The organism is Bifidobacterium sp. M0307 (assembly GCF_016100445.1).
Classification (GTDB): Bacteria; Actinomycetota; Actinomycetes; order Actinomycetales; family Bifidobacteriaceae; genus Bombiscardovia; species Bombiscardovia coryneformis.
This window is the reverse complement of the sequence record NZ_JACFSL010000001.1, coordinates 571,467-597,125: the sequence shown is the minus strand read 5'-3', so window position 1 is coordinate 597,125 and position 25,659 is coordinate 571,467. Positions and strand designations below refer to the sequence as shown.

Genomic DNA, 25,659 nt, shown 5'->3' with positions numbered 1-25,659 from the left:
GCCCGATTCCCGTGTCAAAACTCCACTACCCCGCTCTCGGCGACATCAATCAGGTTCTTGATCGAATCAACCACCTTGTCCGGCCTGAAGGGGAAGGTCTCCACCTCTTCACGCTTGGTGATGCCGGTCAGGACCAGGAAGGTGTTGAGACCCGCCTCGACGCCGGCCACCACATCGGTATCCATCCTGTCGCCAATCATGGCAGTGGTCTCCGAGTGCCCACCGACGCGGTTCAGGGCGGTGCGGAACATGATGGGATTGGGCTTGCCTACGAAGTAGGGCTCGCGGTTGGTTGCCTTGGTCACCAGGGCGGCCACCGATCCGGCCGCGGGCAGAATACCATTCTCACTGGGCCCGGTCGCATCGGGGTTGGTGCAGATGAAGCGGGCTCCCCCAAGTATCAGCCGTATGGCCGTGGTAATCGATTCGAAGGAGTAGGTCCTGGTCTCGCCGAGGATGACATAGTCCGGATTGATATCGGAGAGGATGAATCCTGCCTCATGCAGGGCCGTTGTCAGACCGGCCTCGCCAATCACGTAGGCGGAACCGCGAGGAATGGTCCGGGCGACAAAGTCCGCGGTGGCCAGGGCCGATGTCCATATCCGGTCCTCGGGCACATCGATGCCGCTACGCCCCAGTCTGGCAGAGAGGTCACGCGGGGTGTAGATCGGGTTGTTGGTCAGGACCAGATACTGTCGATCATGTTCCTTCAGGGTCTCGATGAATTCGGCAGCTCCGGGCAAGGCGGTATTCTCATGCACCAGCACCCCGTCCATATCGGTGAGCCAGGTTTCGATCTTCTTGACTGCCAAGTCAGTTCCTTTCGGTTGATCACCGACCCCTTAAGGCCGTCTCCGACCGGAAAATCGGCGAGCGTAAGCTCCCCCACCTGGATTCGAACCAAGACTAAGGGTTCCAAAGACCCGTGTGCTGCCATTACACCATGGGGGAAGGGCGGAATCTAGCGACCCGCCAGGTTTTATTATGCCACAGACCAGCGATTGCGGCACGCCCGGTACAGACCGGGCGCCGTCCGGAACAGCCGAGTCGTCCGAGACCCTCTCAGGCGAAGAGGAATCCCTGACCGTGATGGGCAGGGTAGGTATCAAAGAGCTTGGCGACCGAGCCGTCCTCGAAGACCGCCCTGATGGCCGAGGACAGGAGCGGGGCGATGGAGAGCACCGTCAGTCCGTCCCAACGCTTTTCGGAAGGAATCGGAACCGTATCGGTCACGACCACTTCCTTGGCCTGGCAATCGCGGAGCCTCTGCACGGCAGGGCCGGACATGACGCCGTGGGTGGCCACGATGGTGATGGAGTTGGCGCCGGCATCGCGAAGCACGTTGCAGGCCTCGGCAATGGTGCCACCCGTATCGATCAGGTCATCGACCAGGACGCAGTCCAGTCCCTTCACCTCGCCGACCACACGGTGTGCCACGGCCTTGTTGGGCTGGGTCACATCACGGGTCTTGTGGATGAAGGCCAGGGGAACGCCACCCAGTCGCTGGGCCCACTGCTCTGCCACACGGATGCGGCCGGCATCGGGAGAAACGACGGCAACCTTGGAGAGGTCCATCCGGTCGCGGACGTAATCCACCAGTACAGGCATGGCAATCAGGTGGTCCACCGGGCCGTCGAAGAAGCCTTGGGACTGCGACGCATGCAGGTCCACCGACATGATTCGGTCAGCACCCGCAGCCTTGAGGAGATCGAACATGAGACGGCAGGAGATGGGTTCACGACCAAGGTGCTTCTTGTCCTGGCGCGAGTAGCCCAGCAGGGGGCATACGGCGGTGATGCTGCGCGCGGAGGCACGCTTCAGGGCATCAATCATGATCAACTGCTCCATGATTGACTTGTTGATGGGATCGGCATGGCTCTGGAGAACGAAGACATCCGCTCCTCGCACCGATTCCGTATACCGTACGTACATCTCGCCGTTGGCGAAGTCGTAGGCCGTGGTCTCAAGAACATCGATGCCGAGTTGATCGGCCACATCCGCAGCAAGCTTCGGGTGGGTTCTACCCGTTACCAGTATGAGATTTTTGCCTGGTCTGCCTTCGAGGATTGCGCTCACCATATCTCCAAACGTTGTTGTCGCTGAAGCGGACAGGACCCATGATAATCGCGCACACTGACACTATCGGTAATTCGTGTTGCCCGGACCCGTTGCGCCCCTGACATGCCCTCAATCCGTTTCGGTCTCGCCGCCTCTGTGTCTGTAGAGCCCGTGCTTGTTGATGTACTGGACAACCCCATCGGGGACCAGATACCAGACGGGCATGTCCTTCACCGATCGGCGACGGATGTCCGTGGAGGAGATGGCCAGAGCGGGGATCTCCAACATATCGACCTTATGATCGGGCACGTTCAGGGCGGGCAGGCTGGACGAGTACCCCGGTCGGGATACGGCCACGAAGTGGGCGAGATCCCACATGGTATCGGCATCCTTCCAGCGCATGATCTCGGCAACCGCATCAGCCCCGGTGATGAAGAAGAGATCGCTGTCGGGCCTCAGTCGCTGGATATCGCGGAGGGTGTCAACGGTGTAGGTGACACCCGGTCGGTCGATATCGACCCGGGAAACCGTGAATTTTGGATTGGAAGCCGTGGCTATGACCGTCATCAGATATCGGTCCTCGGCATTGGTCACGGCCTTGTCGAGCTTGAACACAGGCCGCCCGGTAGGCACGAAGATGACTTCGTCCAGGTCATAGACCCATGCCACCTCCGAGGCGGCGACCAGGTGCCCATTATGGATCGGATCGAAGGTTCCGCCCATGATCCCAACCCTGGTCCTCTTACCCGGCTCGGGAACATCGGTATGAAGCCGGGTAGGGTCCGTCGGCCCTGGCTGGTCAATCTTGGACAAATCGGACATTCTGCGGTCCCCGTCCGACTTTCCCGGATTCACCTGGCATCACCAGCCCCGTGCCCATCACCTGCTGATTCGCGGTTTTCCTGCCTGACAAGGGAGGCGTTCTCCTCCCTCTCGGCAATGACCTCCTCCTTGAGCTGCTCGGCACTGGGACTGACCCGATCGGAACCGATACGTTCCATATCGGCGTCCCATTCCTCTTGCACAACCCGCCGAATCTCGGCGAAGGTCGGCAGGGGAAACTCGGGCTGGTAGGCGCGACGCACCTGTGCCACGCATTGGGTGATGATGACCAGGGAGGCCGCCAGATCGGCTATCTTCCCGTCCTGTTCCTGATTGCGGAAGGTAGGGACGTGATCCTCCATGACCGTAATCTGACGACGGACCTCGTTGAGCTCCTCCTCATTCAGATCATGTACCTGATCGGAATCCTCATCCGGCCAGCCAATCAAGACAGCATCGGCGTATTCAAGGCATGCCCGTTGTTCGGCATCGGGAATGCCGTCCTCTATCTGAACCAGGAAGACATATCTGAGTATGCTCAGCCGCTCTGATGCCACCCGAAGCCATATACGCGGATTGTCGCGCTCTTGGCAGAACAGTTCCTCAACCTCTTCATTCACGGGCGCACCTGCCCCCTTCCGTAACCGACCCACTTGGTAGTTGTCAACTCCTGCAGGCCCATGGGTCCTCGCGCATGGAGCTTCTGGGTGGAGATGCCGAGTTCGGCCCCCATTCCGAATTGGCCTCCGTCGGTGAACCTGGTCGATGCATTGACCATGATCACAGCAGAGTCCACCCGTTTGGTGAATTCCTCGACAGCCTCATAGTCCTCAGCCAGAATTGCCTCGGTGTGACCTGTGGAGTACCGGTTGATGTGATCGATGGCCTCGTCGAGGGAATCGACCACCTTGACCCCCATCTTCATATCCAGGTACTCGGTCCCCCAGTCCTCGGACTCCGCCTCCCTGAGCAGTTCCGGGGGTAGGTCGACTCCCTCGCCGTCATTGCCGGCGCCACGGGAACAGAGGATGTCCATGGAAACCGTATCCAGACGAAGTTCCACCTGGGCGGTGGTCAGGGCACGTGCAATACGGGGAAGGAAGTCAGCAGCCACATCGCGGTGGACAATCAGCTTTTCAGCGGCGTTGCAGACACCGACCCGTTGGGTCTTGGCGTTGACGATGATCGGGATGGCCTTGTCCGGATCCGCGGACCTGTCCAGATAGATATGAACGTTACCTGCACCGGTCTCGATTGTCGGTACCGTTGCCTGGGAGACGACGCTCTGGATTAGATCCTTACCACCGCGCGGAATCAGGAGGTCGATATGACCGCGGGCCTGCATCAGGGCCTGAGCACCCTGCCTGCCGAATTCATCGACCGAGGCAACCAGGGACGGGTTCAACCCCTCTTGCTCCAATACCCCGCCAATCAGATCGACCAGGACCCGGTTGGTTCGTTCCGCCGCATGACCGCCACGCAGAAGAACGGCATTGCCGGATTTCAGGCAGAGGGAGACAACATCGATGGTTACGTTGGGGCGGGCTTCGTAAATCATGGCTACGACCCCAAGAGGCACCCTGACCTGGTTGAGCCGCACACCGTTGGGCATTTCATGCCCCTGCACCAGGCTGCCAAGGGGATCTGGAAGGGCGGCCACTTGACGAACTCCCCTGGCGGCCGCAGCCACCCTGATCGTGTCCAGACGCAGCCTGTCAATCAGACCTGCCGACATGCCGGATTCGAAGGCTTCATCCAGGTCGGATCGATTGGTTGCCTCGATATCGCCAGCCGAGGCGATGAGGGCATCCGCCAGGGCCATAAGCAGGGCGTTCCTGGCCTCGCCATCCATCAGGGCCAATCCGGTCTGGGACTGGGCTGCCCTGTCCGCCATGGCACAGACCCTGGCAGAGATATCCGACTGACTCAGGGAGGTCTGCTGATCACTCATCCTGTGGTCCTCTCGCAATCCAGGGCCGGGGCCCAATCTGGCTATTGCTCCGATTGTAACCCTGACGGCACGGTTGCCCGACTTTCCCACCCGTGGCATCCGTCACAGGAAGTCAGTGATTCCTTGAATCCCGAGAGGATGAATGAGTGGGGTTCCCCGATTACCTGCCCCGGCGAAGCGCCAGTCCCCGCCCACTGAGACAGCAGGAAGACCCGGCCAAGTCACGACCAGGTCTTCCGGTTACCGGGAATCGATGATTCCGAGTCTTCCAATCAGTGGGTCTGTTCGAGCCCGGGGTAAAGCGGGAACTCCTCGACCAGACGGTCCACGCGAGCCTTGAGGGCATCAACGTCGGCGTTCTTGCCTTGAGCAAGGGCGGTACCGATCACGTCGGCCACCTCTTCATACTGTGCGTCGCCGAATCCTCGGGTGGCCAGTGCCGAGGTGCCGATGCGCAGACCCGATGCCACGGAGGCCGGACGCGGGTCGAAGGGAACCGTGTTCCTATTGACCGTGATGCCGACGCGCGCCAGAAGGTCCTCACCCTGTTGACCATCCATTTCGCTGTTGCGCAGGTCGACCATGACCAGATGAACGTCCGTTCCACCGGTCAGGACGGTGATTCCATTTGCCGCAACATCGGGAGCCATCAGTCGCTCTGCGAGAATCTTGGCCCCATCCAGGGTGCGCTGCATGCGCTGCCTGAACTCGGGGGTTCCCGCCAGCTTGAAGGCAACGGCCTTGGCTGCGATGACATGCATGAGGGGCCCACCCTGGTTACCGGGGAAGACGGCGGAGTTGATCTTCTTTCCGTATTCCTGCTTGGCCAGGATGAAGCCTGAACGTGGCCCGCCCAGGGTCTTGTGGGCCGTGGAGGAGACCACATCTGCGTAGGGAACCGGACTCGGATGCAGTCCGGCTGCCACCATACCCGCAAAGTGGGCCATGTCCACCCAGAACTTGGCACCGACCTCATCGGCTATCTCTTTCATGGCCTTGAAATCCTCGATACGGGGATAGGCACTCCAGCCGCCGATAATCAGGGCCGGATGGGCTTCCTTGGCACGCTGACGGATTATCTCAGGATCGATGCGATAGGTCTCGGGATTGACCCCATAGGCCTCAGCCCGATAGAAACGTCCTGAGAAGTTGATCTTCATGCCATGGGTCAGGTGACCGCCATGGTCCAGGGCAAGACCCAGGACGGTATCCCCCGGCTTGATCAGCGCCTGATAGACGGCGGCGTTGGCCTGGGCGCCGGCATGCGGTTGCACGTTGGCGTATTCGGCGCCAAAGAGCTCCTTGGCACGGTCGCGGGCCAAGGTCTCGACCTGATCGACCCACTCACAACCGCCGTAGTACCGTCTTCCGGGATATCCCTCTGCGTACTTGTTGGTCAACACGGAACCCTGGGCCTGCAGAACGGCCTTGGGGACGAAGTTCTCGGAGGCGATCATCTCCAGTCCGCCACGTTGACGGTCCAACTCGCAATCCAGCAACCGGGCGATCTCAGGGTCGACCTGCGAAATCGAAGAGTTGAAGGCATCGTTTGATCGCTGTACCAGATTCTCTTCGACCATAGGTCTCTCCTTTTGTTTGACGCACAGCCACACGTATTCAAGGCTGGTTGGCAATACTGTACGCTGGACACCTTAACGGAATCGCCATTTCTCCTCGAATCTGTCCACATTATGAACCCACCTCTTGGCAGGCAGGAGCCTATAAAGCCCTGTCCGGCCTTGAACGAACAGGGTTGCGGCCCTTGGCCACAATACGGCTTCCCGACCTTACCCAGGAATAGAATTGTGATCTACCTCCTTGTATTTCAAGGCGGACCATCAGGAGAGACCAGGGCGGAAGGGCACTACCGCATGAAGGTATTCCACAGCACACGCAGCACAGAACAGACCGTGACCTCCAAGCAGGCCATACGTCAAGGAATCGCCCCGGACGGCGGTCTCTTCGTCACCGATCAACTGGCATCGATCCAGGTCGACCCAGCCTGCCTGGCCGGGCAGACCTACCGGCAGACGGCAGCCAGAATTTTGGGGCTGCTTCTGGATGACTACACGGCCGATGAACTGGACCGGTCGATTCGGGCAGCCTATGGCGAACAATGGTCCACCCCCGCGATCACCCCACTGACCCAGGTGGGCGATGACTATGTGCTCGAGCTCTTCAACGGCCCGACTTCGGCCTTCAAGGATGTGGCCCTCCAGATACTGCCCAGACTGATGAGCCAGGCCCTCCCCCAGGGAAACGACGACCAACGAATCATGATTCTGACGGCAACCTCGGGCGACACCGGCAAGGCTGCCCTGTCAGGATTCGCCGACACCCCGGGCACGGGCATCACGGTCTTCTACCCGGAAGGCAAGGTCAGCCAGGTACAACGGCTGCAGATGGTCACCCAGGCAGGTTCCAACGTTCGTGTCTGTGCCGTCCGAGGCAACTTCGATGATGCCCAGTCAGCCGTCAAGACCATCTTCGCCGACCGGGAGCTGGCCTCCACCTTGGCAAACGGAGCCGGAACCGCCCTGTCATCGGCCAATTCGATAAACGTGGGTCGTCTGGTCCCCCAGGTCGTCTACTACTTCCATGCCTACGGTTCCCTCCTTGATCAGGGTGCCATCAAGGCCGGGGACCCTGTGGAGTTCTTCGTGCCCACCGGCAACTTCGGAGACATCCTGGCTGGTTACTACGCCAAGATGATGGGGTTGCCGGTGGAACGGCTGACCGTTGCCTCGGATCGGAACAAGGTCCTGTCGGACTTCCTGACCTCCGGAGTGTATGACAGGAACCGCCCCTTCTACACCACCACCTCCCCCAGCATGGACATCCTCATCTCCTCCAACCTGGAGAGGATGCTCTACTACATGTCTGACGGCGACACGAAACTGATCGCCTCCCTGATGGAAGACCTCGCCACTACCGGCCGATATCAGGTCCCGTCCGGCCTCCTGAGACGAATCCAGTCTCTCTTTGCATGCGGCTGGGCCGATGAAGACGAGGTGTCTGCAGCGATACACGATTGCTGGCAGGACCACAACTATCTGATGGACCCCCATACTGCCTGCGGCTACCATGTAATGAACCGCGGGCACCGCCGCGACGGCATCCCCCGCATCCTTCTTTCGACCGCAAGCCCATACAAGTTCCCCCGTGTGGTCGGACAATCACTGGGGCTTGCCACCCAGGGCAGCGACTTCGCCTGCATGGATGTCCTCTCTGATGCGACCCACACCCAGGCACCGTCCAACCTGCGCAACCTGGAAACGGCCAAGGTCCGCTTCGCGGACTGCATAGATATCGCGGAAATGCCGGCATACGTTCGCCGTGCCGCCATGGAAATGAACAGCTAGGGAACCCACCTGCCGGGACGCAGAGAGGAAGCGGCTTCTCTCAAAGTCGGAGCGGTGCCTGGTCGAAATCGCGAATGACTCCATCCGCTTCCTTGCGGATACGTTCCCAATCACCTTGGGAGGATGCATCAAACATGGCCCAGACCTGCATTCCTACTGACTTTGCCGTACGGACAGCGATGAGTATATCCTCGAAAACCGTACAATCTTCAGGAGCCACACCGAGGTTCTTCGCAGTATAGAGGAAGATGTCGGGGCGTTCCTTGCCTCCAAGACCGGCGTCATCGACACTGCAGACCACATCAAAACAGTCCCTGATGCCTGCATGCAGCAGGGCAGCATCCCTCAATCTGGGTGCCAGGCTGGTCGCAACGGCCAATTTGGCCCCGGTGCTGCGCAGGTGATGCAGGTACTCGAGTGCGTGCGGTTTCGTCCGGACCTGGTTCGCATACAATTCCTCTGCCGTATCAGTCCATTCCCGCATCAGGTCCTCCCTGTCCTCATCCAAGGAGAATCGCCTGATGGTGTAGTCGGCTATATCGCCTGACTGCATGGCCGCCACCGCATGGGCATAGTCGGGCGGCATGGAGATGCCACGGCGTTCGAAGAACAGCCTGTCCACTTCCTTCCAGACCCCCATGGAGTCCAAGAGGGTGCCATCCAAATCGAAAATGGCGCCCTTACCCTCATTGACGAGCTGTGTCATCACTACCGATCACCTTCCCGAGTTGTGAACCTGCGGCAACCACTACAGGTTTGCAGGATGTTTGAGATTCTCTATGCAGGCGGATCTCTGGCTAATCCAGGTCACCTGCAAGACCGCTGGAGTGGAAAAGGCAGGTCACCCACCGGTTCAGAGGCCTGACAGCGATTACCTCACAAGCGACTGGAGTCAAGAAGCTCCCGCGCATGTTCCAAAGAGGTCGTCGATTCGCTTCCCGACAGCATTCGTGCTATCTCACGCTGCCTGGTTTCGCCGGCAACCTCATCGACGACGGTTTCCACTCCCCCGGACTGCCCGTCATGTTTGGATACGACAAACTGGGCATCGGCCCAAGAAGCCACCTGAGGCAGGTGGGTGACCACAATCACCTGGGATGTGACCGCCAACCTGGCCAGGCGACGACCGAGCTCAACAGCGGCACGTCCTCCCACGCCGGCATCCACCTCATCAAAGATGAACGTCATGGATTCCCGCATGGCCTGATTCTGGTTCGGCAGGACATCCCCGCCTCCATCCGAGGCCTGGCCATTACCCGCACCGGGCTTCATGCCGGCCGTCCTTGCTTCAGCCGCCACCAGTTCCATGGCCAGCATCAGACGACTCAACTCACCGCCCGAAGCACTCTTGCCCATAGGCAACTGGGGCGATCCCGGATAGGGGGTGAAGAGGAAGGATATGTCATCCAGTCCATGCTGGTCCAAGGCATCGTCGTCTTGCTGGACGACCTTGACCTCCAGGCCAGCCCCTGCCATTGCCAAGGATTCCAGCTCTTCGGAAACCCTGTCGCCCAGGGTATGACCTGCTATGGCCCGGGCCCGGGAAAGTGCTCGAGCCGCCTTCAGGGCGGCATCCCTATCATGGCTGCACTGGTCCTGCAGCTCCTGGAGCTTCTCAGGCGAGGCATCCATGTCTTCCAGATCCAACCGGGACTTGTCTCTCCAGGCCAGCACGTCATCTATGGTGGGGCCCCACCTCCTGGTCAGCTCTCCCAGGTCGTGAATCCGGGCATTTATCTTGTCCAGATCCCCCTCTTGAACCTCATCATCCATCTCACTGCTGAGGGTGAAGACCAGGTCCGACAGGTCCGTGTTCATTGAACGCAACCGTCGGGCGCTCTCCTGGAAGACGCCACCAATCCCGATTCCTTCCAGGGCTGATATGGCCTGCTCCAGCAGTCCCGACACCGACGGACCGTCACCGTCCGGATCCACCTGGGCGGCATCCAAGGCACCCAGGGCCATCCTCAATCCCTGGCTTATCTGGGCAGCATGTTCAATCCTGTCACGCTGCTGGTGAAGGTCCTCGTCCTCACCGGGGTGGGGGTCAACCTGGTCAATCCTGTCGATGGACTCACGTAGGTAATCGGCCTGGGCCGCCAGACCTGCCTCCTGATTGCGCAGGGAATCAAGACGCTTCCGGCTGGACTGATAGCTGGACCAGGCCAGCCGAAACTCGGCCAGTTCGTGCTCATCCTGGGCATAGGCATCCAGAAAATCGCGCTGACGACCGGGATTGGCCATCCTCATCTGATCAGTCTGCCCATGCACGGTGACCAGGTCGGAGGAAATCCCCTCCAGAAGTGACCGAGGGGCAGACCTCCCGTTGACGGCTGCCCGGGATCTCCCCCCGACGGGTATCGAGCGGGAGATGAAAATCTGACCATCATCTTCGGCAGGCAGCCCCGCCTGGTCGATGATTCCAAGTACCGGCGCCCCCTCTTCCTGGGTGAATATGCCCTGCACCCAGGCCTCTTTGCTACCCGGTGACACAAGGTCGCCCCTGGCCGGAACCCCGGAAAGCAGCCTTATGGCGTTGAGCAGCATGGACTTCCCGGCCCCGGTTTCACCGGTGATGGCCGTCATGCCGGTCGCAGGCTTCAACAGGGCATGATGGATCGGACCCAGATCACGGACCTCAAGCTCCTCCAACATCAGCGCCTCCCCTCAGATTGCCCAGGACCCGCGCCCCGCTGATTGGGCTTATGCTGCTCACGCCAGCCGACCACAGGCAGGTCGAACTTGGAAACCAGACGTTGGGTGAAGGGGACCCCGGAAAGACGCGCCAGACGCAGGATGTCTTCGGATTGGCGGACGACCACCCTTGACCCCGTGGGCACAAGCCGCTGCCTGCGACCGTCATTGCAGATCCATCCCGCGGACTGGGAGTCGTCAAGAACATCCAGGGTAAAGCGCGAATCCGGTCCGATGATGAGTGAACGGGCAAAAAGGGCGTGAGCCGCAATCGGCACCATTTGAAGGGAGTTGGCGTCGGGCCAGATGATGGGACCACCCACAGAAAAGGCATATGCCGTGGACCCAGTGGGCGTGGACACAATCATCCCGTCGCACCCGAAGGAGCTCATCTCCACATCGTCAACCCGAACTGATACCTCAATCATCTTGCCCCGGTCGTAACGTTCGAGGGTCATATCGTTCAGGGCCCAGTCAGATATGGGCTCATCGACCCCGGGCAGCCACAGATCCACATGGGCCAGCATCCGCTCGTCTATGGAATAATCATGATCGGCCACCCGTCGGATGGCCTCGCCTATCTGGAAGCTCTCGAACTCCGCCAGGAAACCCACGTGCCCCGTATTGACACCGAGAATGGGGACCTTGGTGCCCTTGACCAGTTCGGCGGCACGAAGTATGGTCCCATCTCCGCCAAGAACGATGACGATTTCCGTATCATCGCTGACCTGCTGAGAGCCTTGCCCGAACTCTGGAGCCTCGATATTGTCTATGATGTCGACTTGGAACCCATCGGTCTGAAGCTGCTGAACCGCCTCATTGACCAGATTGCCACTGGAGCGCACACGTCTGTGCGTGACCACCACGGCATTGCGTTTGCCCATGGGCGTTCCTTCCGAAGACACCATTTGCGAACTGAGACGGGCATCCTATGCGGGACCCGCCTGTGTCCGCACCGGTTACCATCCTATCCGGCCCGGTCAACCGGGCACCCCGACCATTCCGATCAGCTCTTGCGACGACCGGTCCTGCCCGTCCCGCCCTGTTCCATCACATACTGGGGGGGCCTCCTGCCTTCCACCGCGTCGGCATCGACCAGAACCTTGGTCACATCCTGCCGGTCGGGAATCTCGAACATGGCCCCTTCCAGGATCCTCTCGATGATGCCACGTAGTCCTCTGGCCCCCACACCGCGCTCCAAGGCGATCCCAGCCACCCGGTCCAGTGCCTCATCGGTGAATTCCAGATCCGCCCCATCATCCAGGAACATGCGGCGGTACTGGTTGACCAGGGCATCGTCGGGTTGCGTCAGGACCTGCTTGAGCTGGTCTACGGTAAGCGGGCGCAGGGTCGTCACCACAGGCAGGCGTCCGATGAACTCCGGAAGAAGTCCGAACTCCTCCAGGTCGTCGGCACTCACCTCCCCCAGGATGTCCTCATCCGCCACCCGCTTCTCCTGCTCCCTAGCGGCGGAGAACCCGCTCTCATGCACCCCCAAACGCCTGCGGACGATATCATCCAGCCCCACAAAGGCTCCACCGCAGATGAAGAGTATGTCACGGGTGTTCATCTTGACCGTCTTGATCTCACCATGCTTACGGGTCCCCTCAAGGGGGACGGAGGCCATGGTCCCCTCGATCACCTTGAGCAGGGCCTGCTGGACCCCTTCGCCCGACACATCCCGGGTGATGGAGGTGTTTTCGCCCGATTTGCGGGCGATTTTATCGATTTCGTCGATATAGATGATGCCGTGCTGTGCACGGTCAAGGTCACCGTTGGCTTCCTGCAGGAGGCGCTGTAGGACGGTCTCCACATCGTCTCCCACATACCCGGCTTCGGTGAGTGTGGTGGCGTCGGTGATGACAAAGGGAACATCCATGATTTTGGCCAGGGTCTGGGCCAGGTATGTCTTCCCCACCCCCGTAGGGCCAAGAAGCAGGATGTTGGACTTATCCACCTGCGCATGCAGGGCAGGGTCCTCGACCTGGCCCGCAGGCTCACTGCTCGGACCTTTGAGCGTCATGGCGCTCCGGCCACCATCCCCCGCAGTGGTCTGGAGATCGTTCAACTCCAGGTTGACCCGTTTGTAGTGATTGTAGACCGCCACCGAGAGGGTCCTCTTGGCGGAATCCTGACCAATCACATACCGGTTCAGATAATCGAATATGCGGCTGGGCACCGGCAGAGACTTCCTGTCTTTGGCGGCATCCTTGGCCTGGTCCTCCTGGATGATCTGCGTGCAGAGTTGGATGCACTCGTCGCAGATGGCCGACGAGGGGCCCTTGACCAAACGACGCACCTGATGCTCGTCCTTGCCGCAGAACTCACATCTGCTCAGGCCGTCGTTATAGCTGACCACTCGTCCCATTCTCAACCTTCCCGTCGAATCGGTAAGGACCCGCAGAAATCCCACCGTCATATTTCATGATAGGCCCTGCCCGCCTCCAGGATATGAAAATTCCCCGACCTGCCCATCTTCATAGACCAGTCGGGGAATTGCCCTGCCCGGAAAACCGGGTGGGACCGAATCTACTTGCGGTGTTCCAGAACCTCGTCCACCATGCCGTAGTCCTTGGCCTCCTGGGCCGTCAGGATCGTGTCGATTTCAATATCCTTGCGAATCTTCTCGACAGGCTGGCCGGTGTGCCTGGAAAGGGTCTCTTCCAACCAGGTCCGCATACGCAGCATTTCCTTGGCCTGAATCTCTATCTCCGTGGCCTTGCCGAAGTCCTGTTCCATGGCCGGCTGGTGAATCAGCACACGGGCATTGGGCAGAATCAGCCGCTTGCCCTCGGCGCCGGCAGCCAGGAGAATGGCGGCGGCCGATGCCGCCTGCCCAAGGCAGACGGTCTGTACGTCGGGCTTGATGTACTGCATGGTGTCATAGATGGCCGTCATGGCAGTCATGGAGCCGCCGGGCGAGTTGATGTAGATAATCACATCGCGATTGGGATCCTGGCTTTCCAGGACCAGCAGCTGGGCCATGATGTCGTCGGCGGAAGTGTCGTCGACCTGAACACCCATGAAGATGATTCGATCGTCAAAGAGCCTGGTGTACGGATCCTGACGCTTGTATCCGTAAGGGGTGCGCTCCTCGAACTGAGGAAGCACGTACCTGCTCTGAGGCATGGCCGCAAGGCCGCGGGGGCCAGCCAGACGCTGGGCCCGTGCCACGAATTTCGCTTCTTCTGATGCCATGAAAAGCTCACTTCCCTCCCTGGGCACCCATGGTACCCGGGGTTGTTACGATCTTGTCGACGAAGCCGTATTCCAGGGCCTGCTGGGCTGTGAACCAGTGGTCGTACTCGTTATCGCGGTAAATCTCTTCCACGGTGTGACCGGTCTGCTCTGCGGTCAGCTCCGAGAGAGTCTTCTTCATATCCATGATCAGCTCTGCATTGATCCTGACATCGGTGGCCGTACCACCCACACCGCCCGAGGGCTGATGCATGAGAACCCTTGCATGCGAGGTGACGAAACGCTTGCCCTTGGCTCCGCTGGACAGGAGGAACTGCCCCATGGACGCTGCCATGCCAACCGCAACCGTCGCCACATCGGGCTCGATCAGCTGCATGGTGTCGTAGATGGCCATGCCGGCAGTGATGGAACCGCCTGGCGAATTGATGTAAAGCCAGATGTCCTTCTTGGGATCCTCGGCCGCCAGCATCAGCATCTGGGCGCAGATGACGTTGGCATTGGTGTCCTTAACCTCATCGCCCAGCCAGATGATCCTGTCCTTCAACAGCCTGTTGAAGATGGGGTCCGCAGGTGCAGCGGCCTCCCCCTCTTCCATGACAGGGCTGGTTGCAAGTGTATTGCTCACCGTGTCTCCTTCGATAAACGTGTCATGCCTTAGAGCCTAGCGCCCACAACCGACGCTTGGGGGAACTTCCGCTCTTTGCGCAACCATGGAAGGGCTAGGCCGGTCTACGGGGAATCCCTGGAGAGCGGCCGCAACAAAAAGGACGCCCGGCGACAATTCGCCGAGCGTCCTCTGATCAAACGGTCATATCACAGTAGGTCCGCAACCGCTCCTGAGAGCAGGTCCGACCCGCCGGATGAAGACGTCAGTCCTTGTTTTCCGCCTCTTCGGCCGAACCTGAATCCGAGAGTTCGTCGGCCACAGCGGCAGCGGCGGAAGCAGCCTGGACGCTCTCGTCCTGGTCTTCCATGGACTGTCCGTCCTCTTCATCACCACCCAGGAAGCGGGTCAGATCGACCTCGTTCCCTTCGGGATCCTTGAAGGTGACGGCACGCATGCCGGCGAGCATACCCTTGGAACGTCCGACCTCCTGAACGGCAGAACCCAGCTGACCGTTCTGGACGATGGAGTTGATGAAGGCGGAGGGGTCCATGCCGTACTGCTGGGCAATCGAAGCCAGGAAGTTGGTCACATCCACCTGGCTGACACTGACCTCCATCTTTTCGGCCAGGGCATCCAGGGTCATCTGGTCACGGAGTTCCTTCTCGACGTTCTTTTCGGCCTCGGCCTTCTCGTCCTTGGTGGCCTTCTCGGAATCCTTGCCGGTGTTCTTGAGCTGATCGGCGACCATGTTGGCCTTGATGCCCTTGGGGACCGGAATTTCCAGGCCGTCCTGAAGCTTGGCGATGAAGGCATCGCGGGCGTCGGTTGCCTGGCGGCCCTCGGCGTCGATCTCGCACTGCTTGCGCACATCGGCCTTGAGCTCTTCCAGGGTGTCGAACTCGGAAGCCTCCTGGGCGAACTCGTCATCCAGCTCAGGCAGCTCCTCGGCCTTTACCGAGTTGACCTTGACCTTGATCTGGGCCTTCTCGCCCTGGTGATCGCCGGCCTCCAGGGTGCCTTCGAAGGTGGTCTCCTCACCGGCGGAGAGGCCGTCAAGGGCCTCATCCAGACCGTCGAGCATGGTGTTGGAACCCAACTCGTAGCTGATGCCCTGCTGGGAATCCACAGATTCCCCGTCGATGAGGGCATCCAGGTCGATGCTGGCGAAATCACCCTTCTTGGCGGGGCGATCCACGCTGACCAGGGTGCCGAAGCGCTGACGGAGGTTGTCCAGACGCTTGTCGACATCCTCATCGCTGACTTCGGGCTTGGGGACCTCAATCTCCATGCCGTCCAGGTCGGGCAGGTCGAACTTGGGGCGAATCTCCACCTCCGCAGTGAACTTCAACTTGGTCTCATCCTTGGCGGACTGGGGAACATCCTTGACATCAATCTGCGGCTGGTCCATGGCGTGGAGCTTCTTCTCCGCCAGGGCCTTGGAGTAAATCTCGGGGACGCCAGCATTGATGGCTTCGCCTGCAACGCTGGCGAACCCGACACGCTGGTCGACGATGGGGCCGGGCACATGTCCCTTGCGGAAGCCGGGGATGGTGACCTGCTTGCCGATCTCCTTGCGGGCCTGGTCCAGGTACGGGTCCAGCTCCTCCGAATCGACGGTGATTGTGAGCCTGACCTTGGTGGGCTCGAGGTTCCTGACGCTGATTTTCACGCTGCGCTCCAATTCATCAAAACCGTTTGATCTGCCAGTAAGGCAACCGTTACATGATAGCGCGACTTAGGGACTCTGACAGGAGGGAAACCTGCCAGGGCCTGGCGCCCTGCTCTTCGAGGAAGTCGGCCACGTCCCTTTTTCCGGGCTCATCGGTCCAGCAGAGGTTACGCAGGTACTTGGGCTTTATCAGAACATCGACCGGGGTATTGGTTTCCTGCCCTATCCTGGCCACGGTCTTCCGAGCCGCTTCGAGCCTCGCCATACGCTCCGGATGGCGCTGCCGCCACACCTGCATGGACTTGGGGGCGTTGTTCTGGTCAGCCTGCGGTTTAGGCCCCACGGGGAGTTCATCAGCAGGCAGATCGAGCGCCTCCAAGATGGTCTCCCTCCAGACCTTCGGTCGAACCTTGCGCTGAATGGGAGCGTACCGTTCGAACATCCTGTCCTGCTCCCCACCCGCATGGATCCTCACCCGCTCATTCAAGGAGCGGATGGCACGGAACTGGGCGGCATTACGTGGTTTCGCCTGGGCGGCGGCAATGATGGACCTGTCGGTCAGGAGAAGGCTGGGAGCGATGTCATACTCCCTGCCCAGTTCCTCGCGCTTGGTCCATAGGGCCCTCGCAACAGCCAAGCCGCGTCGGTCCTTGCGGAGGGTGCTGATCTGCGACAAATGCCGCCAGGGTTGCTCGGGTCTGGGCTTGCGCTGTGACCGCTTGTCCAGCAGCCAGACGAATTCCTGCCGGGCCCATTCTTCCTTGCCCTGCCTTTCCAGCTCCAGCATCATGCGCTCACGCAGGGGAACCAGGAGCTCCACATCCAGGGCGGCGTAGTTGCGCCAATCCCTGGGAAGGGGGCGGTGCGACCAGTCGGCGGCGGAGTGTTCCTTGGCCAGGGAGAGACCGAGGAAGTGCTCGGTCACCGCAGAGAGACCGAAATGCCGGAGGTTCAGCATTCGCGCGGTCAACTCCGTATCGAACAACGATGAGGGCTTCATGCCCAGGTCGTGGAAACCGGGAAGATCCTGAGGTGAGTCATGGATGATCCACTGGGCACCATCAACGGCCCGGTTGAAATCGTCCCAGTCACATCCTGCACGGTTCAGTGCCTGAGGATCCAGAAGGAAGATATCCGATGACCCGCGCTTGAACTGGACCAGGTAATCATCATGTCCATAGCGAAAACCCGAAGCCCGCTCGGCATCGGCAGCAAGAGGGCCGCGTTCCTGGGAGAGTTCACGGCATGCCCGCGCAAACCCCTGCGCATCATCGATAACCGGTGGGACACCACCCCTGGGTTCGGCCAGCAACCGGGCTGGTTCGGGGTCTGACTCTCCTTGACCTGGACGCTCTTCCTGGCGACCGGTCATGTCCTGCCGACGGGCACTATCCTCCATACCTGTTCTCTTTCCGGAGGTGCCTCACCCGGGTCCCTCGCACGGCAGAAAGCATAGCTCAACAAGAGGGCCCCGGCCAACTTCCCGGCCGGGGCCCTCCGTCATCTCATCAGTAGACCACGAAACCATGGGCTTCGAGCTGCTCGGTCACACGCTTCTTCAGTGAGGCCGAGGGGCCCTTGGCATCCTCCAGGGGGTAGGGTATGCGCAACTCATGCCACTTGGGTCTGCCCAATTGGTGGAAGGGCAGAACGTCGATGTGCTCGATGGCATCCTTGAACTGCTCACATACCTCGGCCACCTTTTCGACGTTCTCCTCCGAATCGGTCAGGCCGGGGACCAGGACGAAACGTACCCAGATCTTGCTGCCCCGCTCTGCCAGCCTCTTCCCGAAGGCGATTGTCGGAGCCAGCGTGCCTCCGGTGACCTCCTTGTATGTCTCCTCGTCACCCGACTTGACATCCAGAAGGCACAGATCGATGTCGTCTATCATGTCGTCAGTGTAGTTGCGGTTGAGGAAGCCCGAGGTGTCGAGACAGGTGTGGACACCCATCTCCTTGGCTGCACGGAAGACACGAGATACGAAGGCGGCCTGCATCATCGATTCGCCCCCACTGAAGGTGATGCCCCCGCCCGTGGCCTTGAAGAGGTCCTGGTAGCGCGCCACCTTGTCAATCATGGCCTGGAGGTACACGGGCTGACCGTCACGCATCTTCCAAGTATCGGGATTCTGGCAGTACTGACACCTGAGCGGGCATCCGCTCATGAATACGGTCATCCTGGTTCCGGGACCATCCACCGAAGTATTGATGTCCCACGAATGCACAAATCCGATATCACCCGTGCGCAAGGCCGCCATCCGGTCGTGCCGGTCCAGCCCGATGGGTGATTCGAATCCCGATAAGCCGCCCATCAAAGTCTGGCTCTGGTATACCTTGGACTCCTTGAGCATGTGCGGCTGGGTGGTATGGAAGGTCATGGTGTCCGTCATTGGAACCTCCTGATTACGAATTTGAAGGGGGCGGGGTGTCTTCCCCGCCCCCTTCGGCTCACCGTCTTTCAACGGATAGGACCACCGATGTCAATCAGTCGGTCACTGCTCCCTGATGGAAGGTGCGGGAGATCACATCGAGCTGTTGCTCGCGGGTCAGCTTGACGAAGTTGACCGCATAGCCCGAAACGCGCACGGTCAGATGCGGGTACTTTTCGGGATGCTCGACCGCGTCTTCAAGCTGCTCCTTGCGCAGGACGTTGATGTTGGCGTGATACAGACCGTGTCCATTGCCGGCGTCCAGGATGCCCACCAGGTTGTTGATCCGTTCGTCCTCATCGCGGCCCAGGCCGTCAGGGGTGATCGTATTGGTCAGCGAGATGCCGTCGAGGGCATCGTCGTAGTCGATCTTGCCGACGGAGAACATGGAGGGCAACATACCGTGGGAATCCATGCCGTTCTCGGGGTTCGCACCAGGGGCATACGGGGTGCCCTTCTTGTGACCCGAGGGGAAGGAACCGGTGTTCTTGCCGTACTCCACGTTCGAGGTGATGGTCAGGATGGACTGGGTGGGGACAGCGCCACGGTAGACGGGCAGGCGCTTGATCTGGCCCATGACCGTGGAGACGGCCCACTTGGCCAGGTCGTCGGCGCGATCGTCGTCATTGCCGTAGACAGGGAACTCACCCACGGTCTTGTAGTTGACGATCAGATCGTCGGCAGCACCTTCGACATACTCCGGCGTACCCTCGGCATCCTTGTTGTAGATCGGGTAGACCTTGGCGTACTTGATGGCAGCCAGGGAGTCGGCGGCAATCGACAGACCGGACATGCCGCAACCGAGGGTGCGGTAGACCTCCTTGTCGTGCAAGGCCATCTCGATGGACTCGTATGCATACTTATCGTGCATGTAGTGGATGATGTTCAGAGCCTCGACATAGGTCTCGCTCAGCCACTGCAGAGCCTTCTCGTAGTTGTCCTTGACCTCCTGGAAGTCCAGGGAGCCGTCCTCCTTGGGGGTGACGGGCTTGATGACACCCTCGTCGATGACCTGCATTCCGGTCATCTCATCGCGGCCACCGTTCATGGCATAGAGCAGGGCCTTGGCCGAGTTCACACGCGCACCGAAGAACTGCATCTGCTTGCCGACCCTCATCGGAGAAACGCAGCAAGCAATGGCGGCGTCGTCTCCCCAGTGGGCGCGGATGTCCTTGTCGGACTCATACTGGATGGCCGAGGTGTCGATGGAGATACGGGCGCAGAAACGCTTGTAGCCTTCAGGCAGCTTCGGATCCCAGAAGATGGTGATGTTGGGCTCGGGGCCGGGTCCAAGATGCTCCAGGGTCAGGGTTGCCAGCAGACGGAAGGAGGTCTTGGTGACCAGCGGGCGGCCGTCATCGCCGAAGCCTGCATCCGACCAGGTTGCCCAATAGGGATCGCCGGAGAAGATGTTGTCGTAGTCCTTGGTACGCAGGAAGCGGACGATGCGGAGCTTCATGACGATGTTGTCGACAATCTCCTGGGCATCCGTCTCGTCGATCAGGCCGCTCTGGAGGTCGCGCTCGAAGTAGATGTCGAAGAATGCGGACAGACGGCCGATGGACATGGCCGCACCATCCTGGCTCTTGACGGAAGCCAGGTAGGCCATGTAGGTCCACTGGACGGCCTCCTTGGCATTCTGCGCAGGACGGCTCAGGTCCAGACCGTATTCCTGCCCAAGCTTCAGCAGCTGTTTCAGGGCCTTGATCTGCTCGGAGTGCTCCTCGCGGAAGCGAATCCAGTGCTCGATCTCTTCCTCGGTGAAGTCATTGCGGTAGGGAATCGAATCCTTGTCGGCCTTCTTGTGGGCGATCAGCTCATTGATACCGTACAAGGCCACTCGACGATAATCGCCGATGATGCGGCCGCGACCATATGCATCAGGCAGACCTGTCAGAATCTTGTTGTGGCGGGCCAGCTTGATACGACGGGTATACACGTCAAAGACGCCGTCATTGTGGGTCTTGCGATACCGGGTGAAGATCTTCTTGACCTCGGGATCGGGCTCCTTGCCGGCCTCCATGAGGGCCTGCTCAACCATGCGCCAACCTCCGTTGGGCATCATGGCTCGCTTGCAGGGGACATCGGTCTGCAGGCCTACGATGACGTTGTCCTGCGTCTCGTCAGCCGACTTGCCGTCGATGTATCCGGCGGGGAAGGCGTCGATTCCGGCAGGCGTGTGGGTGTCTACATCATAGATGCGCTGCTTGCGCTCAACGGCAAGGAAGTTGTCGTCGAGGTAGTTCCACAGGAACTTGGTCTTCTCGGTGGCTGGCGCCAGGAAGGATTCGTCTCCGGTGTAGGGGGTGTAGTTTTCCTGAATGAAGTCTCGGACGTCGATGTTCTTTTTCCAGTCTTCACCCTTGAAGCTGTCCCAAGCCTTGGCTTGCAGCTCCTCGGGAGAGACTGATGTGGTCTCAACTGCTGTCATACTCAACTCCTTGTTGATATGTCAATGGCGCTTCCTCACACCACTGTTACCACCAAGTATAGAGTTGGCGTCATTCCCGAAAGTCAGCCAGGGACGTGAGCTTTGTCACATTGAGCAAGCCGTTCTTGAAGATATGCGGAAATGGGCTTGCATCCGCCGCCAAAACCTACGGAACGAGCCCATGACATGCGCGGCAGGAGCGTTCCATCCACTCAGTCGGCGACGGAGATGGCGAGAGCCGAAACACAGTAATCAGCGGAGACTCCCCTACTCTTCCCATTCCCGATACCCCTCTATAAGGACTCCGGGTCCCCCTCCCACTCCTGGCGCCAACGTCGGTCTTCCTCTTCCCAGGCCTTGTTACGCTTTTTGGCGATTTTCCATGCATCGAGCGCTTCTTCGTAAGACTGATAAGGACCCATCCTGCGGTCGGCCGGCGACTGCTTGCCCAGCTCAGGCTCGCCCGTCACCGTATTGAGAAACCACTCTGGCCTCTGCTCCGCCATGATTGCCTCCTGGCCATGATTCCTGTGACCGCATGCCACCCGGACCTGGGTGGTGTCACGCAGCCGTATCCCGCGAGCGCAACCCAGCTCTGGTCTTCACAGCCGACAAGGCAGAACCCAGGCAAGAGGGAAATCGATGCTTCACCATGCTGGACCCGAATCAGCCGGAATCGGTTGGGCACACAATGTCACTCTCTGAAAGCGTTGGTGATCGGGAGGCGACGATCCCGACCAAAGGCAAGCGATGTCACCTTGGGACCCAGGGGGTACTGACGCCTCTTCCACTCGGCCCGATCCACCAGACGCATGACCGTATTGACGGTCTCCGGGTCAAAACCGTCGGCCAAAAGGTCCTCGCGGCCGTGGGCCTTCTCGATATACGCCTCCAAGACACGGTCCAGAAGAGCATAATCAGGCAGGGAATCAGAGTCCTTCTGGCCCTCTCGCAACTCGGCCGAGGGCGGCTTGAGGATCGAATTGGCCGGAATGGGTTCAACCTGCCCCTGGCGCCTTGCCTCCTCATTGCGCCACCTAGACAACTCCCAGACCCTGGTCTTCAGAAGGTCCTTGATCGGAGCGTACCCGCCCACAGCGTCTCCGTAGATCGTCGAATACCCGCAGGCCAGCTCGGACTTATTGCCGGTGGCCAGGGCCAGGAGGTTCCTGGAATTGGAATAGGCCATGACGATGACACCACGTATGCGGGCCTGTATATTCTCTTCGGCCACACCTTCCAGATGCAACTCCTCCTGGAAGGCATCGAATTCGGGGCCGATGGCCTTCACCTCGTAATGCAGGCCCAGCCGCTGGGCCAGGTCGGCCGCGTCGTCACGAGACCCTTCGGAGGAGTACCGGCTGGGCATGGAGATGCCCCATATGTTGGAGCCACCGCAGGCATCGGCGGCGATTGTGGCCACCAGAGCCGAGTCAATCCCCCCGGACAGTCCCAGACAGACTCCCGTGAAATGGTTCTTGACCATATAGTCCCGCAGACCGAGCACACAGGCCCGGTAGATTTCCTCATCTCCGGGAAGATCACCGATCAGGGCGGACTTGGACCCGGCAGCCGTCTCCCCCACAACCCCCGATTCCGGCAGGGTCCAGTATCCCAGGTGCTCTATGAACTGGGGGGATCGTTCCAAGAGGGCACCGTCGGCACCTACCACGAAGCTCCCGCCATCGAAGACCAGGTCGTCCTGCCCTCCTACCTGATTGACATAGATGACCGAGGCATCAACCTGGCGAGCGCGCCTGGCCGCCAGATCGCGACGCACATGTCCCTTGCCCTCCTCGAAGGGGGAACCGTTGATGGTCACCAGGAGGTCAATGCCCTCTTGGGCCATCTCGCTGATGGGCCCGCCCTCCTGCCAGATATCCTCGCAGATGGCCAAACCGATACGTCGGCCTTTGATGTCGAGAATGACGCTCTCCTGGCCGGGAGTGAAGATTCGATATTCGTCGAAGACCCCGTAGTTGGGCAGGAAGTGCTTGTCATACCCGGCCCACACCAGACCGTCGTGAAGGACCACCATCCGGTTGCGCGGCCTGTCCTGTTCCCGGTCCGTGCCGACGGTACCGACGATGACGTATAAACCACCCAGCCCCTCATCCTGGAGACCCTTGGCCAACTGGTCGGCCTTGGACCAGGCTGCCCTGCGGAAAGTCGCCCGGAAGGCCAGGTCCTCGATCGGATACCCCGTCAGGGTCATTTCGGGGAAGACCACCAGATCGGCTTTCTTGGAGGCGGCTTTGCGGCAGTACTCCATGATTTTCGCCGCATTGCCGTCCAGGTCACCCACGCAGGTATCAATCTGAGCCAGGGCCACCAGGAGGGAGCCGTCGGATGAATGGTCGTGTTCTTCTATACCCATACTGGCGATTCTAAACCGAAAGCGGTGCCAGGCAGGGAAACCGCGCGTGATTCCCTGGTCGATTCCCCTTGCACAGCCCTGTCAGACCCGGTCGGCACCGGCCTTGCGTGCCGCCTGCCGCACCTTGATCGAGGCCACCAGACCCACCAGAAGGAGCACCCCCGCGAAGGCCATGGACAGTTGGGCCCCCTGGGTGAATCCCCGTGTCAAAGCTTCTGTGACTTGGGGTCCCAGCACGCCGAGTTGCCCCTTGGTGCCCTGCATCCTCATGGAGGATATGACATTGCCCGCCGATGACCGCACCGACTGGGTCAATCCCTGGGCAACACCGATTGGCAGGCCGGGGATCGCCTCCAAGTGAGCCGGCATGACCATACCCACGGCGGCGGAAAGAACGCTGCCGGAAACAGCCGCCCCAAGGGCAGTGCCCCACTGTCGAATCGTCGACTGGGTGGCGGAGGCCTGGCCTGACTGGGCAACGGGTACGCCGGACAGAACCAGGCTGGTCAGCTGAGCGGACGCAAAGCCCAGGCCCGTCCCATAGATGACAAGGGTCACCAACATGGTCCAGAGAGGCATGGAGTCGCGCATGAGCAGGACCGAGGCGGCAACGCCGAGAATCTCCATACCCAGACCAAGCTGGACCGTACCGCCTGCCCCCAGACGAGCGGAGACCAGCCGGGCAAGCCCGCCGGAGACCACAGACCCCAGAGCCATGATGCCCAGGACCGATCCTGCCTGAAGAGGGCTGAGGCCACGGGCATTGATCATATAGAGGGGCAGGATGAAGATGACGGCGAACTGGCCTGCATTGATGATGGCCGCCGTCAGGTTTCCCCAACCGAAGGTACCGATGGTGAACATGGACACATCGAGGACAACGATACGGTCCTGCCTCTTGCGGCGAAGCTCCACCAGGGCAAAGCCGACCAGGAGGACCAATCCCAGGACCAGGCTGATCGGCACCGGTGATACTGGCGCGCTGTCCGACCAGACCAGCGGACCCAGGACCAGGGTGGACGCAGGCCTGACCCAGCCATAGGTCTGTCCCTCAATCAGGGCAAAGACCACAAAAGCCGAACCCAAAGCCGACAGGAGGATTCCCTCCCAGTCGCGGAGCAGACCGAAACGGTCGGCGGATCCCGCCGGCGACGACTTGGTCTCGGGTACGAAGGCCATCGAGGCGAGGATGACAACCAGCCCCAAGGGAAGATTGACCAGGAATATCCAACGCCAGCCAATCGTAGAGGTGAACAGACCACCCAGGAAGGGTCCGACTGCTGCGGCACCGGACATGACGGCCCCCCAGACACCGAAGGCCGTGGCTCGGTACTTGCCTCGGAAGGTGGCCGACACCGATGAGAGGGTTGACGGCATGACCAGCGAGCCGCCTATGCCCTGGACCACACGTGCCATCAGAAGCCAGGACCCGCTGGAAGAGGTTGCCGCAAGAAGGGAACCCAGAATGAAGATGACGGTCCCGACCTGGAGCATCCGCTTCCTGCCGACCATGTCGCCCAGTCGTCCGGCGGGCAAAAGGAGGGCGGCCAGGACGATGCTGTAGAGTGCTGTGACCCACTGCGCCTCGGTCATGGTGATGTGGATGGCATTGATGATGGCCGGTATCGACACATTGACGATGGAAGAGTCGAGAACAATCATGGCCAGCCCCAGGGCCAGCACCCAGAGCGCCTTCCAGGGCGGTTTGCCTGCGCTCGCCTCCCCTACCGGATTCGTCCGTGCTTCTGTTGCGGCCCGGGTCCGCTCCCCCTCGTCGCCCTGATCTCGTCGGGTCATCCGACACCCCCTCATTGTCTGCCACCGGGAATCTTATGCGCTGATGTCCATTCAGCATCCCGATAACTCGTCTACGGACTTTTGAGACTATACGTCGCAAAAATTCCCCTGGCAAGCAGCGAGGCGGCAATCGCCAACAGCGGAACGGAAGAATCAGGACGGGGAATCGGGGCAGCATCGCAAAACGGCACCAACAAGCTGAGGCAACCAAGACCCGATGTCCACCAGCCGAAGTTGAGTCCATACACCCGGAGCCATATGATT

The 25,659-nt window shown here is 60.3% G+C and carries 20 protein-coding genes and 1 tRNA gene; 1 reads left to right on the top strand and 20 read right to left on the bottom strand.

Annotation, left to right across the window (positions count from 1 at the left end):
• Window positions 1-14: 14 nt before the first annotated feature.
• From H3V08_RS02290 to glyA, 7 genes are all read right to left on the bottom strand, one after another.
• Complete coding sequence (locus tag H3V08_RS02290; RefSeq protein WP_033489974.1) at window positions 15-812, bottom strand: HAD-IIA family hydrolase; 798 nt, start codon at window positions 810-812, stop codon at window positions 15-17.
• Window positions 813-880: 68 nt separating this feature from the next.
• Window positions 881-951: transfer RNA gene (locus tag H3V08_RS02285), tRNA-Gln, on the bottom strand.
• 111 nt (window positions 952-1,062) lie between these two features.
• Window positions 1,063-2,079 (bottom strand): ribose-phosphate diphosphokinase, encoded by a 1,017-nt coding sequence (locus H3V08_RS02280; protein ID WP_033489972.1) that lies wholly within the window; start codon window positions 2,077-2,079, stop codon window positions 1,063-1,065.
• Between the two features lie 108 nt (window positions 2,080-2,187).
• Complete coding sequence (nadD, locus tag H3V08_RS02275) at window positions 2,188-2,880, bottom strand: nicotinate-nucleotide adenylyltransferase (RefSeq protein ID WP_081830865.1); 693 nt, start codon at window positions 2,878-2,880, stop codon at window positions 2,188-2,190.
• Window positions 2,881-2,909: 29 nt separating this feature from the next.
• Window positions 2,910-3,500, bottom strand: coding sequence for a hypothetical protein (locus H3V08_RS02270; RefSeq protein WP_045921228.1), 591 nt, complete (start codon window positions 3,498-3,500; stop codon window positions 2,910-2,912).
• On the bottom strand, window positions 3,497-4,831 hold the full coding sequence (locus H3V08_RS02265; RefSeq protein ID WP_198181467.1) for a glutamate-5-semialdehyde dehydrogenase: 1,335 nt from the start codon (window positions 4,829-4,831) through the stop codon (window positions 3,497-3,499). The genes H3V08_RS02270 and H3V08_RS02265 overlap by 4 nt, the downstream gene beginning before the upstream one ends.
• 272 nt (window positions 4,832-5,103) lie before the next feature.
• Window positions 5,104-6,411 (bottom strand): serine hydroxymethyltransferase, encoded by a 1,308-nt coding sequence (glyA, locus tag H3V08_RS02260; protein ID WP_110444690.1) that lies wholly within the window; start codon window positions 6,409-6,411, stop codon window positions 5,104-5,106.
• A gap of 291 nt (window positions 6,412-6,702) precedes the next feature.
• On the opposite strand from glyA, the gene thrC reads away from it, so the two are divergent.
• Window positions 6,703-8,193 carry a threonine synthase gene (thrC, locus tag H3V08_RS02255; RefSeq protein ID WP_198181466.1) on the top strand — a complete coding sequence of 497 codons (1,491 nt, stop codon included), beginning with the start codon at window positions 6,703-6,705 and terminating at the stop codon, window positions 8,191-8,193.
• A 40-nt stretch (window positions 8,194-8,233) separates the two neighbouring features.
• Here the strand turns inward: thrC and H3V08_RS02250 are convergent, their stop codons facing one another.
• The 13 genes from H3V08_RS02250 to H3V08_RS02190 all read right to left on the bottom strand — a co-directional run bounded on the left by H3V08_RS02250 (window position 8,234) and on the right by H3V08_RS02190 (window position 25,395).
• Complete coding sequence (locus tag H3V08_RS02250) at window positions 8,234-8,899, bottom strand: HAD family hydrolase (RefSeq protein WP_033489965.1); 666 nt, start codon at window positions 8,897-8,899, stop codon at window positions 8,234-8,236.
• Window positions 8,900-9,069: 170 nt separating this feature from the next.
• Window positions 9,070-10,848, bottom strand: a complete 1,779-nt coding sequence (locus H3V08_RS02245) for a DNA repair protein RecN (RefSeq protein WP_198181465.1) — start codon at window positions 10,846-10,848, stop codon at window positions 9,070-9,072.
• On the bottom strand, window positions 10,848-11,771 hold the full coding sequence (locus H3V08_RS02240; RefSeq protein ID WP_051875628.1) for an NAD kinase: 924 nt from the start codon (window positions 11,769-11,771) through the stop codon (window positions 10,848-10,850). The genes H3V08_RS02245 and H3V08_RS02240 overlap by 1 nt, the downstream gene beginning before the upstream one ends.
• 122 nt (window positions 11,772-11,893) lie before the next feature.
• The gene (gene clpX, locus H3V08_RS02235) at window positions 11,894-13,255 is read right to left on the bottom strand and encodes an ATP-dependent Clp protease ATP-binding subunit ClpX (RefSeq protein WP_198182089.1); all 1,362 of its coding nucleotides are present in this window, start codon (window positions 13,253-13,255) and stop codon (window positions 11,894-11,896) included.
• 161 nt (window positions 13,256-13,416) lie between these two features.
• Window positions 13,417-14,085 carry an ATP-dependent Clp protease proteolytic subunit gene (locus H3V08_RS02230; RefSeq protein WP_033497113.1) on the bottom strand — a complete coding sequence of 223 codons (669 nt, stop codon included), beginning with the start codon at window positions 14,083-14,085 and terminating at the stop codon, window positions 13,417-13,419.
• Window positions 14,086-14,092: 7 nt separating this feature from the next.
• Window positions 14,093-14,710, bottom strand: a complete 618-nt coding sequence (locus tag H3V08_RS02225; RefSeq protein WP_033489959.1) for an ATP-dependent Clp protease proteolytic subunit — start codon at window positions 14,708-14,710, stop codon at window positions 14,093-14,095.
• Between the two features lie 244 nt (window positions 14,711-14,954).
• Window positions 14,955-16,361: a trigger factor gene (gene tig, locus H3V08_RS02220; RefSeq protein ID WP_033497115.1), complete on the bottom strand. Its 1,407-nt coding sequence runs from the start codon at window positions 16,359-16,361 to the stop codon at window positions 14,955-14,957.
• Window positions 16,362-16,410: 49 nt separating this feature from the next.
• Complete coding sequence (locus H3V08_RS02215) at window positions 16,411-17,733, bottom strand: HRDC domain-containing protein (RefSeq protein ID WP_198182088.1); 1,323 nt, start codon at window positions 17,731-17,733, stop codon at window positions 16,411-16,413.
• A 136-nt stretch (window positions 17,734-17,869) separates the two neighbouring features.
• Window positions 17,870-18,751, bottom strand: coding sequence for a pyruvate formate-lyase-activating protein (gene pflA, locus H3V08_RS02210; protein WP_033489955.1), 882 nt, complete (start codon window positions 18,749-18,751; stop codon window positions 17,870-17,872).
• A gap of 94 nt (window positions 18,752-18,845) precedes the next feature.
• On the bottom strand, window positions 18,846-21,221 hold the full coding sequence (gene pflB / locus H3V08_RS02205; protein WP_198181464.1) for a formate C-acetyltransferase: 2,376 nt from the start codon (window positions 21,219-21,221) through the stop codon (window positions 18,846-18,848).
• 293 nt (window positions 21,222-21,514) lie between these two features.
• Window positions 21,515-21,727: a hypothetical protein gene (locus H3V08_RS02200; RefSeq protein WP_198181463.1), complete on the bottom strand. Its 213-nt coding sequence runs from the start codon at window positions 21,725-21,727 to the stop codon at window positions 21,515-21,517.
• A gap of 188 nt (window positions 21,728-21,915) precedes the next feature.
• A complete protein-coding gene (locus H3V08_RS02195; RefSeq protein WP_198181462.1) occupies window positions 21,916-23,598 on the bottom strand; it encodes an NAD+ synthase in 1,683 nt (560 codons plus the stop codon).
• 81 nt (window positions 23,599-23,679) lie between these two features.
• Window positions 23,680-25,395 (bottom strand): MFS transporter, encoded by a 1,716-nt coding sequence (locus H3V08_RS02190; RefSeq protein ID WP_198181461.1) that lies wholly within the window; start codon window positions 25,393-25,395, stop codon window positions 23,680-23,682.
• Window positions 25,396-25,659: the final 264 nt, after the last annotated feature.

Bases quoted from the DNA above. Each gene is read 5' to 3' on its own strand.
- H3V08_RS02280 (WP_033489972.1), bottom strand. From the start codon at position 2,079: ATGGTGAGCGCAATCCTCGAAGGCAGACCAGGCAAAAATCTCATACTG.
- nadD (WP_081830865.1), bottom strand. From the start codon at position 2,880: ATGTCCGATTTGTCCAAGATTGACCAGCCAGGGCCGACGGACCCTACC.
- H3V08_RS02265 (WP_198181467.1), bottom strand. From the start codon at position 4,831: ATGAGTGATCAGCAGACCTCCCTGAGTCAGTCGGATATCTCTGCCAGG.
- glyA (WP_110444690.1), bottom strand. From the start codon at position 6,411: ATGGTCGAAGAGAATCTGGTACAGCGATCAAACGATGCCTTCAACTCT.
- thrC (WP_198181466.1), top strand. From the start codon at position 6,703: ATGAAGGTATTCCACAGCACACGCAGCACAGAACAGACCGTGACCTCC.
- H3V08_RS02250 (WP_033489965.1), bottom strand. From the start codon at position 8,899: ATGACACAGCTCGTCAATGAGGGTAAGGGCGCCATTTTCGATTTGGAT.
- H3V08_RS02245 (WP_198181465.1), bottom strand. From the start codon at position 10,848: ATGTTGGAGGAGCTTGAGGTCCGTGATCTGGGTCCGATCCATCATGCC.
- H3V08_RS02240 (WP_051875628.1), bottom strand. From the start codon at position 11,771: ATGGGCAAACGCAATGCCGTGGTGGTCACGCACAGACGTGTGCGCTCC.
- clpX (WP_198182089.1), bottom strand. From the start codon at position 13,255: ATGGGACGAGTGGTCAGCTATAACGACGGCCTGAGCAGATGTGAGTTC.
- H3V08_RS02230 (WP_033497113.1), bottom strand. From the start codon at position 14,085: ATGGCATCAGAAGAAGCGAAATTCGTGGCACGGGCCCAGCGTCTGGCT.
- H3V08_RS02215 (WP_198182088.1), bottom strand. From the start codon at position 17,733: ATGACCGGTCGCCAGGAAGAGCGTCCAGGTCAAGGAGAGTCAGACCCC.
- pflA (WP_033489955.1), bottom strand. From the start codon at position 18,751: ATGACGGACACCATGACCTTCCATACCACCCAGCCGCACATGCTCAAG.
- pflB (WP_198181464.1), bottom strand. From the start codon at position 21,221: ATGACAGCAGTTGAGACCACATCAGTCTCTCCCGAGGAGCTGCAAGCC.
- H3V08_RS02200 (WP_198181463.1), bottom strand. From the start codon at position 21,727: ATGGCGGAGCAGAGGCCAGAGTGGTTTCTCAATACGGTGACGGGCGAG.
- H3V08_RS02195 (WP_198181462.1), bottom strand. From the start codon at position 23,598: ATGGGTATAGAAGAACACGACCATTCATCCGACGGCTCCCTCCTGGTG.
- H3V08_RS02190 (WP_198181461.1), bottom strand. From the start codon at position 25,395: ATGACCCGACGAGATCAGGGCGACGAGGGGGAGCGGACCCGGGCCGCA.